15 protein-coding genes are annotated in these 15,616 nt (G+C 31.4%); 2 read left to right on the top strand and 13 right to left on the bottom strand.

Annotated features, from left to right (window positions below):
• Positions 1-64 precede the first annotated feature (64 nt).
• Positions 65-802, top strand: a complete 738-nt coding sequence (locus ACKTS5_RS08495; protein WP_408043439.1) for a mechanosensitive ion channel family protein — start codon at positions 65-67, stop codon at positions 800-802.
• A 254-nt stretch (positions 803-1,056) separates the two neighbouring features.
• Here ACKTS5_RS08495 and corA read toward each other — a convergent pair whose 3' ends face one another.
• From corA to ACKTS5_RS08435, 12 genes are all read right to left on the bottom strand, one after another.
• On the bottom strand, positions 1,057-2,124 hold the full coding sequence (corA, locus tag ACKTS5_RS08490) for a magnesium/cobalt transporter CorA (RefSeq protein WP_408043438.1): 1,068 nt from the start codon (positions 2,122-2,124) through the stop codon (positions 1,057-1,059).
• A 380-nt stretch (positions 2,125-2,504) separates the two neighbouring features.
• Positions 2,505-3,842, bottom strand: a complete 1,338-nt coding sequence (locus ACKTS5_RS08485) for a TrkH family potassium uptake protein (protein WP_408043437.1) — start codon at positions 3,840-3,842, stop codon at positions 2,505-2,507.
• A 694-nt stretch (positions 3,843-4,536) separates the two neighbouring features.
• Positions 4,537-5,109 (bottom strand): hypothetical protein, encoded by a 573-nt coding sequence (locus ACKTS5_RS08480; protein ID WP_408043436.1) that lies wholly within the window; start codon positions 5,107-5,109, stop codon positions 4,537-4,539.
• 452 nt (positions 5,110-5,561) lie between these two features.
• Positions 5,562-5,993 (bottom strand): hypothetical protein, encoded by a 432-nt coding sequence (locus tag ACKTS5_RS08475; RefSeq protein ID WP_408043435.1) that lies wholly within the window; start codon positions 5,991-5,993, stop codon positions 5,562-5,564.
• A 664-nt stretch (positions 5,994-6,657) separates the two neighbouring features.
• Positions 6,658-7,260, bottom strand: a complete 603-nt coding sequence (locus tag ACKTS5_RS08470) for a hypothetical protein (protein ID WP_408043434.1) — start codon at positions 7,258-7,260, stop codon at positions 6,658-6,660.
• A 483-nt stretch (positions 7,261-7,743) separates the two neighbouring features.
• The gene (locus ACKTS5_RS08465) at positions 7,744-8,478 is read right to left on the bottom strand and encodes an NAD-dependent epimerase/dehydratase family protein (RefSeq protein ID WP_408043433.1); all 735 of its coding nucleotides are present in this window, start codon (positions 8,476-8,478) and stop codon (positions 7,744-7,746) included.
• 360 nt (positions 8,479-8,838) lie between these two features.
• Positions 8,839-9,180 (bottom strand): hypothetical protein, encoded by a 342-nt coding sequence (locus ACKTS5_RS08460; RefSeq protein WP_408043432.1) that lies wholly within the window; start codon positions 9,178-9,180, stop codon positions 8,839-8,841.
• On the bottom strand, positions 9,177-9,521 hold the full coding sequence (locus ACKTS5_RS08455) for a hypothetical protein (protein WP_408043431.1): 345 nt from the start codon (positions 9,519-9,521) through the stop codon (positions 9,177-9,179). The genes ACKTS5_RS08460 and ACKTS5_RS08455 overlap by 4 nt, the downstream gene beginning before the upstream one ends.
• Positions 9,522-9,714: 193 nt before the next feature.
• Positions 9,715-10,446, bottom strand: a complete 732-nt coding sequence (locus ACKTS5_RS08450) for a hypothetical protein (RefSeq protein WP_408043430.1) — start codon at positions 10,444-10,446, stop codon at positions 9,715-9,717.
• A gap of 154 nt (positions 10,447-10,600) precedes the next feature.
• Positions 10,601-10,987: a hypothetical protein gene (locus ACKTS5_RS08445; RefSeq protein WP_408043429.1), complete on the bottom strand. Its 387-nt coding sequence runs from the start codon at positions 10,985-10,987 to the stop codon at positions 10,601-10,603.
• Positions 10,988-11,451: 464 nt separating this feature from the next.
• Positions 11,452-12,669 (bottom strand): DUF6161 domain-containing protein, encoded by a 1,218-nt coding sequence (locus ACKTS5_RS08440; protein ID WP_408043428.1) that lies wholly within the window; start codon positions 12,667-12,669, stop codon positions 11,452-11,454.
• 252 nt (positions 12,670-12,921) lie between these two features.
• Positions 12,922-13,200, bottom strand: a complete 279-nt coding sequence (locus ACKTS5_RS08435) for a hypothetical protein (protein WP_408043427.1) — start codon at positions 13,198-13,200, stop codon at positions 12,922-12,924.
• 193 nt (positions 13,201-13,393) lie between these two features.
• Between ACKTS5_RS08435 and ACKTS5_RS08430 the strand changes: the two genes are divergently transcribed.
• A complete protein-coding gene (locus tag ACKTS5_RS08430) occupies positions 13,394-13,564 on the top strand; it encodes a hypothetical protein (protein WP_408043426.1) in 171 nt (56 codons plus the stop codon).
• Positions 13,565-13,809: 245 nt separating this feature from the next.
• Here the strand turns inward: ACKTS5_RS08430 and ACKTS5_RS08425 are convergent, their stop codons facing one another.
• On the bottom strand, positions 13,810-14,142 hold the full coding sequence (locus ACKTS5_RS08425; RefSeq protein ID WP_408043425.1) for a 5-carboxymethyl-2-hydroxymuconate Delta-isomerase: 333 nt from the start codon (positions 14,140-14,142) through the stop codon (positions 13,810-13,812).
• Positions 14,143-15,616: the final 1,474 nt, after the last annotated feature.

Raw genomic sequence — 15,616 nt, 5'->3', positions numbered from 1 at the left:
TATAACGGTAGCAGTACTCGTACTTGTACTTTCTTTTTATGTAGCTCAAAAAATCAGTTCGTGGTTGTACAAACTGATTATCAAAAAAATACAAAAAGCAGCGATTAGTAATGTTATTTCGAAAGCTACAGCTGTATTTATAATAGTTTTAGGTTTGATTTTAGCTTTAAGTGTCTTGAACTTAAACGAAGCACTAGCCTCTTTATTGACCGGTGCTGGTATTGCTGGTGCCGTGGTTGGTTTGGCTTTACAAGGTACATTGTCTAATACTCTTTCAGGAATAATCCTGTCTTTTAAAAGCAAAATTGGTATTGGCGACTGGATAGAAACCAACGGTTATTCAGGTGAAGTAATGGATATTAATTTAAAGGAGGTTACCTTAAAAAGTGTTGACAATCATACCGTAATCATTCCTAATAAGATGATTATTGAAAACCCTCTAAAAAATCTTTCTTTAACGAACAACATGAGGGTATTTATAAACTGTGGAGTGGCTTATGATTCCAATCTTGAAAAAGTAGAAAACCTGACTAAAAATACGATCCGGACCACTGTCGAGCAAATAGACTCAAAAAAGGATATTGAATTCTATTATACAGAATTTGGGGCGAGCTCTATTAATTTTGTATGCCGATTTTGGATTCTTGGGGGAAGCATACTAGACAGAAAAAAAGCAAAAAGTATTGCCATAAAGAATATCAAAAAGGTGTTTTCAGAAGAAAACATTTCCATACCATTCCCTATAACTACTATTCACTTAAAACAGCCTGGTTTTGCAAAAACCACTATTTCAAAACTGTAAAAAACATATCAGAATATGAAACTTATATACATAAAAAGAAAAACACAAACGGAAAATAGGTTTTCCCCCGGCATGGGAAGGCTGATCACGAAAGTTACCTATATAAGAAAATACTTTCTAGGCCTTCCTTTTAAAACACTACATAAGTACAGAGAAACCTATTATGGTAAAGTAAAGGATTGCGATGAATGCAATTTATACGCATAATAGTTATGGCCCCCGGATTACTTATGTTAATGGTTGTAAGAAGTTTCTTACAACCATTTCTTTTTTCTAAAATACAATACAAGCGCTGCGAATATCAACAGCATAGCTCCTAGCACACAATAGTAACCGTATTTAGTTTTAAGCTCAGGCATATTTTCAAAATTCATTCCGTAAACACCTACTATAAATGTCAGTGGGATAAAAATTGTAGAAATGATGGTCAATACCTTCATAATACTATTCATTTTATTACTTACCGTTGTCATATACATATCCATAAGTCCCCAAATCATTTCTCTTGTAACATCGATATTCTCACTTATAAGTACGATCTGATCTTGCAAATCCCTGTAATAATTAATCGTTTTTTCATTAATGATTTCCGATTCTGACTTGACGATTCGTCCGATAACTTCCCTAGAAGGAAAAATATTCTTTCTAACTCTTAATATTTCATTCTTCAGTAATTGGATATCTTTAGTAACCGTATCACTAACATTTTCAGTAAATAGTAAATTTTCTAAGAGCTCTACCTTATCCCCTATAGCGTCTATTACAACAAAATAATTATCGATAATAGCATCCATCAAAGCAAAACCTAGGTAGTCAGCTCCAGAATTTCTAATTCTAGACTTTTCCTTTCGTAATCGCGTTCTAACACTTTCAAAGACATCTTTTTCAGATTCTTGAAACGTCACCACATAATCGTCTCCTATTACCATAGAAACATGTTCACTGACCATGGTTTTTTGATCATTTAAATACAGCATTTTCATGACGATGAATAGGTAAGAATCATACTCATCAATTTTAGGCCTCTGGCCCGTATCCACAATATCTTCTAAAATTAACGGATGCAACTCGAAGAAGTTCCCCAGCTTCACAATACTTTCGGTATTACTAAGTCCATTTACATTAATCCACGTAATGGCTCCGTCTTCTATACTTTTAATTGCTTCATCAACGAGTTTTGTAGTTACAGTACTGCAGCTAGCGCTTGCGTAATTAATTATATCGATACTTACCTTTAGATCTTCTTTACTTCCTTGATAAATAACTTCTCCTGGAGCTTTTCCAATACTTTTACTTCCTTTCCTTCTAGATATTTTACGCATACTTACTATATAATTGGGTTATCATACACCGTTACCATCGGCTACAAATTAATCATCTGATTCATAAACACATTTCCACACTATCTTGGATAATCATGTAAACAAGTTATCAAGAGCACGTTTAATGCTCGAAATTAGAATGCACAAATTGGCAATCCATATTTTAAATTGGTCTTGGATACCCTTGTTCAGATTCTCCAAAACTAGGATAACAAAGATACCGCCATATAACTTTTCAGTTTACTGCCTCCGTACTTTTGGAGATTTAAACTACTCGTTACCATACACATTACTACAAACGCTTTTGGTTGCATACAACGAATACCTAATACAATCAGACTAGGCACAGCTCCGAATACAATTTTTAGAACAAATTCCAATTAAACGGCTATATCTTCGGTTTCAATTTTATTATTAAGAACAGGGACTTTCGAAACTAAAGCGAGTCCAAAGGTCAACACTCCTAATCTACCTATAAACATTAAAAACGAAATGACAATTTTACTTACAGGGGTTAATTCAGGAGTAATTCCTGTCGACAGACCGACAGTACTCAACGCAGAACTACATTCAAAAACTATTTGTGCCAAACTAAAATTCGCTCCATCAAAAATCAAAACTATCCAAACCCCTACGATAAGAATGACAGTATAAAAAATACTCGAAGCCACTGCTAAATATATTTTTGTATCTGGTATTTGTTTGGATAAAAAACGAATCCTTTTTTGTCTTTTTAAGATTGCAACCAGAACAGCATACAGCGCAGTAACTGATGTTGTTTTAATCCCGCCTCCTGTTCCCGCTGGCGATGCTCCGATTACCATTACAATTATCAAAATAAATACCGAAGTAGATTTTAAACTACTTAAATCATAAGTATTAAAACCAACCGTGGTATGAGCTGAAACCACTTGAAAAAAAGAAAGTTCTATTCCATCGGAACCTTGGGCGAAGAAATTCACATCGGATACAAACATCATCAATGTTGGAAAAATTATAAAAGTAATGGTCGCAACCAGGATGATTTTTGAGGTTAATGTCACCTTACTTCTTTTTCTCCACAATTTCAACCAAAAATCAGACAGTACTATAAATCCTATTGACCCGAATAACGACAAAACCACTATAGTATTCGTAATGAGACTATTTGTATTAAAATCAACCAGAGAATTGTTAAAAAGGCTAAAACCCGCAGTACAAAAAGCCGACACGCTATGAAAAACTGCATTCCACAAAGGATTTGCAACACCTGCATCTTTAAATCCAACATACAAAAATACAGCGCCGATTATCTCTATTAAAAGAGTAAAAACAAATACTGAATAAATAAAAGCTACTTGTGGGTACTTTTGAGGTAAACTGAACTCTAAATTTAATAACTTCTTTGAAATCAAAGGTAAGTAACTATGTTTTCTTAGTAAGATAAAGGAACAAAGTGCCATATAGCCAACACCTCCTAATTGAATAAAAAAGAGACTAATCAATTTTCCAATAAAGGAATAGGTTTCATTAAAGTTACCAGGGGCTAACCCAGTTGTACTTACTATTGAAACTGAAAAGAAAATATGGTCTATCAGAGAAACATCTTGCTGTCTTGAAAAAGGAAGCAATAATATAAAAAAGCACAATAGCGTCAATAAGAGATAACCACCTATCAAAAACAGCACGAATTTTTTTTCATTCCTTAATAAAGCTCTTATGTATGTAGATATTCTCATTTTTTTAGGGTATAATACAAAGATAAAAATACAGATGAAAGTACTCGAATTGTTTTAGGTATGGCTGAAAATTCCGCCACGCGAAAAAATGCAGCGCTCAAACTCGGCAATGTATTTTAGAGCTAACGAAAATTAAGATTTATTATAATCACAAAAGCTTTAAATAAAAACACCCTTCTTTTTCAACAAACAGCCTAGATTAACGTAAACTTTAGCCCCCCCGGAAAAGGAGATTCCCTGCTCCAAATCTAGGGCAATATAACCAACTCATTACTACTCGTAAACCATGCTGTTATGTTTTCTAGTTTTGATGTAACGCACATTAAACTAGTATACTGCCCTCAGCACAGACATCTGTCACTTGTCCAAACACCTATATCACATACAAGCAGTCCTCGTGTTTTTTTTGTGTCAATGGAACATTAAGTACACAGCATTATAGGAATTAAGAAGTCAGAATAACGCATTTCTTCATACCTTAAAAATACGAACCACGAGTTCATAAATGTTCTGTTTTCCTGATCATTTTTTTTCTTTGCAGCCTTTCTAATTTTGAATCTTACACCAACCCTAGAATAAACCAAAGCTCCCCTCCTCATCGCGCAGCGGCACAGCGTTGTTTTCCAGAAAGTTCGTAATATCCTTACCTCAAAGGCAAAACAATAAAAATATTCCTCAAATTTTAGCCATTTAGCTACTTCATTATTATATAGTCAAATTTCTCCTTATCTAAAATTTCAATAACATTAGCCGAACTTGCCTCTTTTCTGGTATCCGCATCTATTCCGTGGTAAGAATCGTGCTGGAAAAAGAAACAACGATAATGTGAATTGGTCATTTTCTTGGATTCAACCCAAGCTTCGTGAAACATATCGTACTCTAACTTTTCAAAAATAAAGTCTGCCTCAATATATTCTCCATTGGCTTCATTTTCCCAATGAAATGATTCTCCCTCTACCAGTTTAAATCCATACTTTTCGAAAATACACGAAATGCCTTCATGATCATTATCATCTGATAGATCAATATGGTGATGGTTATTCCAATAATCTTGTGCTATAATTTCTGACTCTGGATAACCAACATAATAAAACTCAAAGGGCATTTCATATTCGAATGCTACCACTTTTAATTTATCGGGCTCATCTATCAACTTAATTGAATCAACATTAATAAACTCGATTAAAAGTTTGATCAAATCATTCTTTTTGGGTTTTACAATCTTATTAAAAATTTCTTCTGTTATTTCTTTTTCGAATGTCTTCATTAGGTACATAACTTATTCATAGGTAAGCAAAACACATTTCTGGACAGCATTTAAAACATCCAATCTTTGTTTCCCTGTGCATTGTGATTATTTTAGTATGGCGTTTTTGCTGCATAAATATAGCTACTATTTCAATTGCAGTAAACATTAGAAATGAAATTAGACGCCCTTCTCATAAACCATCAATATTGAGTAATACTGTATCTTATAGAAGACTAAGTTGTTTTTAGAAAAAGACTACTTCCTTTTAGCTACTAAACCGATCAACTTTTAGGGAAAATTACTTTTGGAGTTCTGCCGTTTCTCAAATTGACGATAACGCTTTACCTAAGAAGCGTGCTGAAAATTTCCTTTCAACTAATAAAAATACTTAAACATGGAGGCCTATACGACATAGTAAGAATGGTAAAATCAGTAAGCAATATTTATATGCTTATGTGAGCACAATTACTTTAGTTTTCAACAAATTGAATTCTAATTCTCGATCTGTCTTCTATATGATACAGTTCCATTTCTTTTGTAATGTTTTTCACAATTTCATCAGGAGACACTCCCATACTTTTCGCGTAAAAATCATTTCCAGAAGTATAAAAATTCAAATAGTCGGTATCCTTCAATTTTTTAAAAGTATCCCAAGCTGCTATTGTCAGTGTTTTTTTGTTATTAAAGAAATGAAAGGCAAAAACTTCTCTTTCATCTTTAATATCAATTCCATATTGAGTAAACTCTTTTGCCGTACCAACTTGAAAAAGAATTTGGTCATCAATCCATAGATTAATAGCTAAATACTTTATATTTCTTTTTCTAGAATCAATTATTCCATTTAAAATAAAATCTAATAAACTGTCTTTTTTAGTTATCAGCTTTCTTAGTATGCGTAACATTTCTGATTTTTGTGCTAACTTGTTATATCCAATCAAATATAGAGGTAATCTGACATCTATTAAAGATATTCAAACAAAACAGTTAGGTGCGTCCGAAAAATGTATCCTAACAAAATGATGTCAGATAACATTTTTCTGTTTTTGACACATCGGAGAACCTACTCTTTTATCATGCCTTGTTTTTCTATTTTAGCTAAAAAATTCCACTATGTTAATACTTGCTATAATTGCACTAATTTTGACTGCTCTATGTATACGTCCAAATAGGAAATCTCATAAAACTGAATCAAATTATTTCAAGAGAAAATTCAAAACGTAACTACTATCATTCAACTTTTTGATTAGTTATCCAATGCTATACATTGACATTCGAAACCAGTTAACACTGTCATAACTTTATTGCTTTACTTTAACATGAAGGCTTCACGTCCTTTTGGTTGGTTTTCGCTTCATCAGGATGCTACTATTTGTCTTAATGGATTGTGTATCGTACATCGCATGTATTATAATTTGAGCTAAAGTCATGAGGTTTTCACTAGTTCTCTTCATTGTAACTAATTTTTATATACTTAACTTATTAAATCTCGAAGATAAAAAACACCTCATCAGAGGTGTTTTATGGTAAGAAAATGTTATTTTATTAACGGTTTGACTCACCTAGATTTTAATGTAGCTTAGGTTCTGTTGTAAAACGGTTTTTTATAAGACGTAATATCACATAATAAGCATAGGCGAAGAGAACATAGATTAAAATTCTCAATGCTATATGTTTAAACATATAAAACGCTGTAAACTTATCTAAAACACTACTTTTATACCCAGAACCCAATGATTCCCAATACTTTATACTATCATAAGCTAAAAATCCTCTATAACGTTCCCAAGTAAAGGCTAATAACAGCACCAAAATCAATCTCGGCAGTATGTTTCTTTTAATTTTGTTCAGGCGTAGTAATTGTGTCAGTACTACATGAATTAGAGGAATCATCCAATAACCTAACCTATGCTCCCCAAACATATTATGAAGTTCTTCAGCGCTATTTGGCAAGTCAGTTATTGTTAACAGTAAAATTGATTTTATAATTATGATTCCAATAAAAAAAAGTCCAGAATGAATCAAGAGATCTGTACATACGTCATCAAATTGATGTCTACTCTTATTTCTTATAAATATAGAAGCAAAAAAGAATATCACGGTGTAATAAAAATATGATAGAAAAATATCAGATTCAATTACTTTTAAAATGAGGTTTAAATTTTCAATCATCTACTGTATTTCATAGCGTTTTGTACAATTGTTGTTTAAAGAATACGTTACGAATTTCGTTTAAAAATTAGAGCTAGTAGTTATCTGGTGTGGATGCAACAACTTCATATCTACTGAAACTGTCGTTCTTTATGGTTACCTACTAACTTCTTACTCAGTCCCTATTCCATTTTTAAAAAGCTGAAACCAATTTTCAATATCCTTTACTCCATACAATTCACTTTTTTCAAAATCTCACCTGCAAATTCAATCGGTGCAACTCCATTGGCCGTAATTATATTATTGTCAGTTACGGCAAATTCATCTTTATAGTACTCCTTTCCATTATATTATTTGTAAAATATGTATTACTAATGATGACTTGCATAAGTAGTAGTGGGTAGCGATTTCTGCTCATGAACTTTCTAGTTTTACACTAAATTTTGTTTTCTTCTTTTGCTTTATCACTAAAACCACTATTACTTACATCTATTGTGTTACTTGTTATTCTGCTTTTAATTTAAATAAATCAAAAGCATTTGCCTTAGGCTTATACCCCACTTTTTCAATCGTTTCAGTAATGTCTAATCTTTTATATCGATTATTAGAGATTGCATTTAGTATTTCGTATTTCAAGTTTTCTGTTTGAATACATTTATCCAACAATTGATTACAATCATCTGGATGCAAAAATGCGCTCAAATCTCTAGCATTCATTTCTGAAAAGTCACTTGGAAATTCATAGGCTCCAATCCTTAGGCATATTACAGAAATATTCTCTTGAAATGCATAGTAAGCTCCCAAAGCCTCACCGAAACATTTTGAAACTCCGTAGAAATTTTTCGGTCTTACTGGCATATTTTTATTAATCTGAATATCTTCTGAATATCCTTCTATCGTTTGAGCACTACTAGCAAAAATTACTCTCCTGCAATTTGCCAGGGTAGCGGCTTCAAATATGTTTTTTGAGCCAATCATATTTGCATTTAGTACCTCATCAAAACTAGAATCCGGACTGGCGATCCCTGCTAAATGTATGATAGTATCAATTCCAACACATAACGCCTTACATGCCTCTAAATCTGTCAAGTCTGCTTTTACGATTTTAACATATTTAGGATAAACATCAGCTTTCAATACAATATCTGCAACCGTAATATCATACTTATCCCCAAAATTTTTGATGAAATATTGAGCGATTTTACCAAATCCTCCTGTAATTAATATTCTTTTTTTCATATGCTGTCCTAATTGGTTACTAATTATCTGTATATAACAAAATTACGTCAACAACTTCCTACATAACTTAAAGAACGACCTAATTATAGGTCATAATCTTTCTAGCTAAATTAGAAAAAATAATATATACTACAGTTTTTTAAACTTCCATTTACTTAAGCCCTGGACACAAAAAAACACCTTTATCAAGGTGCCTTGTGGTAAGATGATATGTTTTACTAACGGTTTTGTGTATGAATTGTGGTGAATTTTTCCAACGGAAATAATCCACCTAACTCTGATTTAAATTTATAATTTAATTTTCAATTTGACTTCGAATACCGCCATTATTTATACACGTTGTTGTAAATAGTGCCTTTTTCAATTCAGTTCAAGTATTGATTTGTCAATTCCTCTACTATAATAGACATATTTGTTAATATTCAAATCGCTAAATATTTCGTTTTTATGTATTTCATTCAGCAATTCAATTCCGATATTGTCCAATTTCTCTGTATGTTCTCGATGAGATTCAAGTTCTTTTAAACTCATTGTTACATAAGGATAATATTCTTCGTACCATTTTTCCAGTCGAGAAAGAAAGTCAGTTGGAATTTTTGATTGGTCAATTTCAATCATATAATCTCCATTTTCAAGAATCAGAATACCATAACATTTGGCGAATGGTTCTGCCGCTAAAGTCAGTTTAATTTCTTCTTTCATTTTGCAGCCATTAATTTTTCATATATTCTTTTTCGTTCTGATTCGTTTTTTGTGTTGTCGAACAAGTCAAGAGCTCCAAACCAATATAATCTCTCGTTCATTGTCATTCCACCAATTCCGTCAATTGCAGAGTTTTTAAATTCAGACCAAATTCCATAAATTTTATCGAAGTCAGTTTGCTTTTCAAACCAGGTGTTTCCAAAAAATCGTTCAATATTCTCCCTTAATTCAAACACATTCCTTTCATCAGTTTTCCAGCTCTCTAAATTGTTAAGTAATTTTTGAATTGAATCGTCTTTTGAAATTTTCTGAATATTACTTGTTAACTCGTCTAAGTTCATTTTCTGCGGTCGGTTTGGGCATTATTTACAACGTTTAGTATATGGCAAGTAGGGCAATGGAAAGCGATAAACTTTAGAGTTTGCACTGAGCCAAAGCGTTGTATTTTGTTTTTTTTATTCATTCTTAAAAGCCAAATCAACGATTTGGCGGTGTTGGTAAATAGCACTGAACCTTCGTGAACTCCCAAACGCCCTATTTGCTATGTACAGTGTTACCTACCGTTTTTTCTTGTTCTATCATTTGTAACACGATTGAAACTTTTTCTGCATATTCCTTATCAGTTTCATCTGCTTTAAAAAACTCTTTTTCGAGGTTCTCCAAAAGTCCCTTCTGGTTTATGAAATTTTTAAATTCATTTTTATAGAATTTGTCTTTTAGTTTGAGCCCCTTATTTAGCAAATCAGTTCCATTGTAATATAAAAAAGTAACAAAGTTTTTTAGTTCATTTTGAGTTTTTGACAAGTCCCAAAGTTTGAGTAAGTCCTTTAGTTCATAGAAAAAAGAATAGTATTCAAGATCGTATGTTTCAATCTCTGAATTTTGGTTTTCAACAAAACTGTTCCAATCAGCTAATATGAATTCTTTAATCGCTTCCACCTCTTTTTCGTCCCAAGTTTTCCAATTAGCGTATTCTAGTTTGGTTGTAATTTCATAAAGTCCGATTAAGCCTTTTCCATTTTTTATATTATGAACCTCAAATATTCGTGGTAAGAAATGTTTATAATGTTCAAGGTCTCCCCATGTATAGAGAGCACTTCCGTGATATGAGCTAAAGTCGTCTTCTTCTAGTTCTCTTAGTTTTTTAGAAGCAAGTCTTTTTACATCTTCTTCGTTAATACAACCACAATCACAATAGTGCATATTGGAAGTGTTATATTTTCCAAATACAGAGTATAAGTTTTCTATTGCTTCTTTTATTTTCATCCTAATGGTAGGTAACGTTTTGTGTATGATTAGTTGCGATTTTTTCACCAAATATAGCTAAAAATTATCGGTGTTTCGTCTGGGCGAATACTTTCTAAAGTAGCCCGAAACTAGCAATTAATTATACATTTTGTTAGCATTTCGTTTTTTTTAATTAATCTTTTCCAAATTTATTTTCAAATTTCAAACTTTCAATTGAAAGCCTTTTTTTTATTTTATCAAATTCCTTTAAATCAAATGGTCCTTCTGGTTTCTCTTTGAATTTATTTTTTTTCTTTTTTATTATCCAATAGGATACTTTCTTTTCTCTATTTTTTTCAATTGCGATTATATATTCTTTATTACTTCCAATACTTTTTACACAATCCAATAAAACAATCCCATCGTTAGTTAGTGACAAACAGCTTGGTTCTCCAGGATTACTTGATAATCTATAGCTACCATCTTTCCAATAAGATAGGTCCAAAAGATCGAAACAACCTGTTATCATTAAAGAAACAACTAAAATCAAATAGGTGTTTTTTATTTTCAATAGTTTCATTTTTTTGAATTTGTTAGTAATGAATGCTAACTTGTTTATATACGCATAAAATACATCGTTATACATCCAAATTGGTGTTTAAAAGATGTATTTAAGTGCTATTATACAAATATAAAAAACCTTACCACAATTATGTCAAAGAACTTTTCCGTTTTTAAGGTGTCGGAGAACCTACTCTTATTTTATAATTCGTTTACTAAATCTTGGACATAAAAAAACACCTTAATTAAGGTGCTTTGTGGTAAGTATGTATTTTATTTTAACGTTCAGGCTATGGTTAGTACGGGAATTAAAATTACTTAATTTCTAATTAAGCACTTAGCCAAAACTTTTTATTTTGTTTTATCTTTTTCTATTCTAAAGCCAAATCAAAAGATTTGGCGGACTTGGTTTAAAGTACTAAACTTTTCTTTAAGCAACAAAGCCCGTATTAATTATAGCCATTGTTGTGTTTTCGTACTTTTTTATCCTGTGAACTTTTTAGTTATAATATTAATAGGAGTATTTGGTGTCGCATCATCTTTTATAAAGCCATTTGCTGAAACTCTAAATATTGATGGTAATATTAAATCCCTATCAGTATCCTTTAATGTGTTTTCTTCTCTCTCAAAAGATAAATAAGTTTGAATCATAGTTTCTCTTTCTTTTGCATCAGACAGTAGATGTAAATTGCTTAGAAAAATTTTCACCAAAAGACGTATGAACCAAATAACTAGTGTCATAGAGATTATAAAAAAACCATAAACCCATAATTGAAGAGCTCCTTTTTCTGTTAAAATTTTTCTTCCTATTCCATTAGCATCATTAAGATCTAAACCAATTATATATTTTCCATATTCAAATACCATAACAACAGCAATTATCATTAGTAAGCCAGCGACACTTCCAAAAATAATACTATTGATCTTATGGCTTTTAGCTTTTGTTGACCAATAAGTCACAGCATTCTTTACAGCTAATTTCTTTTCATAGAAATTTTCAGATTCTTTCATTTTCGATTTGTGGCGATCATATTCTTTATCAAATCTTGACTGCACTTCAGTTTTTTGAGTTTCAAAAGTTGTTTGCCATTTGGTCGTTTGCTCTTGTATAATTTTATTTAATTTTTTGTTTTCTTCTCTTATATCTATAAGCTCTTTAAGAATTTCATCTTTCTGTTTTATAATGTCTTGATAGAATAATCTGTATTGTTCTTTTTCAGTATTGAAATTAGGCTCAATATTATTATCAAAAAGGTATGCTGAGAATTGACCATCTCTTTGGCTATCATTGTTATTTACACCACCTTTTTTCTTATTTTTAAAATAAGTAAATGAACCTACTGTTAAAGATGAATTAGCTTTGTGTTGAGCCAGTAACCATATACCCTCCTTACTTTTTGAAGAGATTAAACCGTGTGTTTTATAAGCTTCTTCAATAAGAGTTTTAAGTTCAGCTAATAAATCATTAATAGTAAAGTTTGCATTTCTATTTTGGGTAAAACTTCTATTTATCTTATTTTTAACATTACTAATAAAAGTATTAACACTATTTGAGACATTGCCTATTTCTTTAAGATAATTTATTTCGTCATTGCACCAAGTTTTTATATTTTCATAGTTTTTAAACGAATGTTTTGCACCAATATCAATAGACAAATTCTTAGAGAAATCTTCTGTTTGATATTTTATCATATTTTTCATAATTACTCTGTTTTTATTTTTTTTGGTATGAAAAACAACTCCTTCTATAAAGAATAAAGTTCTCGTTTATCTTTATTTGTTAAGGTGCTTTTTTTAACAAAAATAATTTTTACAATTAATTATTTAAAGACAATAACAACCTTTTATTCCTTTTTTTTACAAATCAAAAAATTGTTATAATCCTTAAATTTTTACTTACCACAATTATGTCAAAGAACTTTTCCGTTTTTTTAGGTATCGGAGAACCTACAATTAGTTTAATATTTGATTATCTAAAAAGTTCTCAAAATCATTACCAAATAAATGATAGATACTATCAAACTCCTTTGATTTTTCATTCCAAATAGAAGGACAACTTTGTGTTTCAGTATATAGACCATTGTCATACTCAAACTCTCCATCTATTAATTCAATTACATCACCAGCTTTCAGATTACCAAACCTTAAAGATTTAGTGTATTTGATGCCAATTTTAATTTTGGTACCAACTACCAATTTTTCTTTTAATTGATCTATCGTTGTGTTTTTCATCTTAATTACTCTTTTGCTTTATTTTGATTTTGCTAATTTTGAAACTCAAACAAACAATTCACTATGAAAAAAAATTTTAGGTTCTTAATGATGCTTTTATTATTAGTTTCTTTAATACTTGTTTTAACTTATTCTACTATATTTATCTTTTTAGCTTGCTCTATAGTAATAGCATTAGGAATGACATACATAAATGAAGAAAACTAAACCTACTGTTTTTAGGTTTGATTATTTACTTTATATATTTCTTGCTCTCTTAATACTTCGTGGTATAGGAAAATTCCTTTACGTAATAATATATGGTAGTGAAGAAGATGTAAAAAAATATGTTGATGATTGGGATGATGATTCAGGTGTCATTTAACTACAATTAAAATGACACAACCCAGTGCTGGTTAAACAAAATCTTAAACACAAAAAAACACCTTTATCAAGGTGCCTTGTGGTAAGTGCCATCTTACTTTTCTTTGACGACCAAAACATATCTTCTAACAGTCCGTTAAAAGGCAGGTTACTTGTCCCTTATGAAGAACTGACTTTCGCAATTCTAATGGAATTCAGAATCGATCGAATCCGTAGTAATTACAAATATATGGTATCACATCAGTTTTAATTTTTAGAATAACTTTGTGTATGTAACTCTACAATTTCAACTGAGATATTTTCTATGTTATATTTTGATAGCACACATTTTAAGATCCTTTCACTCAAATCTTTTTTTTGAGTGTCTGTTCTGCCCTCAAGTATTTTGACTGTTATATGAATAAAGGATTTTTCAACTCCACCAACCAAATAAACATCAATCGGTAATGCTCTTGTTTTAATTGTTTTTTTATCAAATAATCCAGAGTTTTCTATCTCTGTGTTTACTATCCTAACTGTGTCAAGAATCTCTTTTGCGTTTTCTATATCACTAGAATATTCAATTATACAGTGTGGCATATTATTTTCATTTAAATTTGTTGTTAATGTAATGGATCTGCACAAAGATATCTCCTAGCTCATACACGATCCCAGTTACCTACATCTTTTTAGTTTTTTAGGTATCGGGAAAAACTACAAACGTGCTTTATTTTATTTTTACTATTATTACCCCGAACACCACTATGAACAACTTTCTTTGGAATATATATAGTCGTCTCTTACTAATGGAAATTAGTTGTTTTCATTTTTATAATACCACAAAAACCTATCTCTTGATCTTATTCGCGTATCTTTGCTTTTATGGATAAGGAAATCAAAAGAATAATTGCAATTTCATTAGTATTAATACTAGTATCAATTGTGTTCACTGTTTCTGTGATCTTTTACTTGTTCCCCTTTTTTTGGTATCCCTAGTTAAGCTACCTATTTTTTTCGTTTTATTAGTAAGCTCCTCCTGAAGAAACCAACATCAACAGTCTTCCTTTGTCACTCACCGAAAGCTAATTGCCACTCATCCAAATACCGATAAAACAACCGAACTGCCATCGTATCTTTGAAGTGTCAATGAAACATAAAGTAAACAGCGCCGAACAGATAAGCCGTCCCTAAAAAGAAACATTGATCGCTAGACAAAAGAAAACATCGAAAAAGAAAACAAGGTAACACCCTCGTGAAACATAAAGTAAACAGTAGCACTGTCCCTAAAAAGAAACACGAATTTCAAGTTTAACTTTACCCTTTCTCACATAAATAATACTTTTACCTCGTCGGCAGATCCACCTGGCACAATGAGCACTCCGAATCCCATCCAACTCATTTTTTGAACCTTTATTCATCCTCAGTAACTCAGCTCATATACACCTCCTAATCAGCATCTTAAGAACACAAACCAATAATAAACGCTATTATTTTCCCATTCACCGACAGCTAATTGTCACTCATCCAAATACTGATAAAACAACCGAACTGCCATCGTATCTTTAAAGTGTCAATGAAACATAAAGTAAACAGCGCCGAACAGATAAGCCGTCCCTAAAAAGAAACATTGATCGCTAGATAAAAAAAAAATCAAAAAAGAAAACAAGGTAGCAACCTCGTGAAACATAAAGTAAACAGCAGCACTGTCCCTAAAAAGAAACACGAATTTCAAGTTTAACCTTACCTCTTGTCACATATACAATACTTTTGCCCCCTAGGCAGATCCACTTGGAACAATTAACATTCCTAAATCTTATTCAACTCTTTATTTGAACCTTTATTTATCCTCAGTAATTCAGCACGTCTCTACTCTATGTCGAGTATTTAAGAACATAGATTCATAATTAACGCTTTTATTTTCCCATTCACCGACAGCTAATTGTCACTCATCCAAATACCGATAAAACAACCGAACTGCCATCGTATCTTTGAAGTGTCAATGAAACATAAAGTAAACAGCGCCGAACAGATAAGCCGTCCCTAAAAAGAAACATTGATCGCTAGACAAAAAAAG

The organism is Tenacibaculum litopenaei (assembly GCF_964514025.1).
GTDB classification, from domain to species: Bacteria; Bacteroidota; Bacteroidia; order Flavobacteriales; family Flavobacteriaceae; genus Polaribacter; species Polaribacter litopenaei.
Note: the sequence above shows the minus strand (reverse complement) of the source record. Positions and strands in the feature narration are given on the sequence as shown.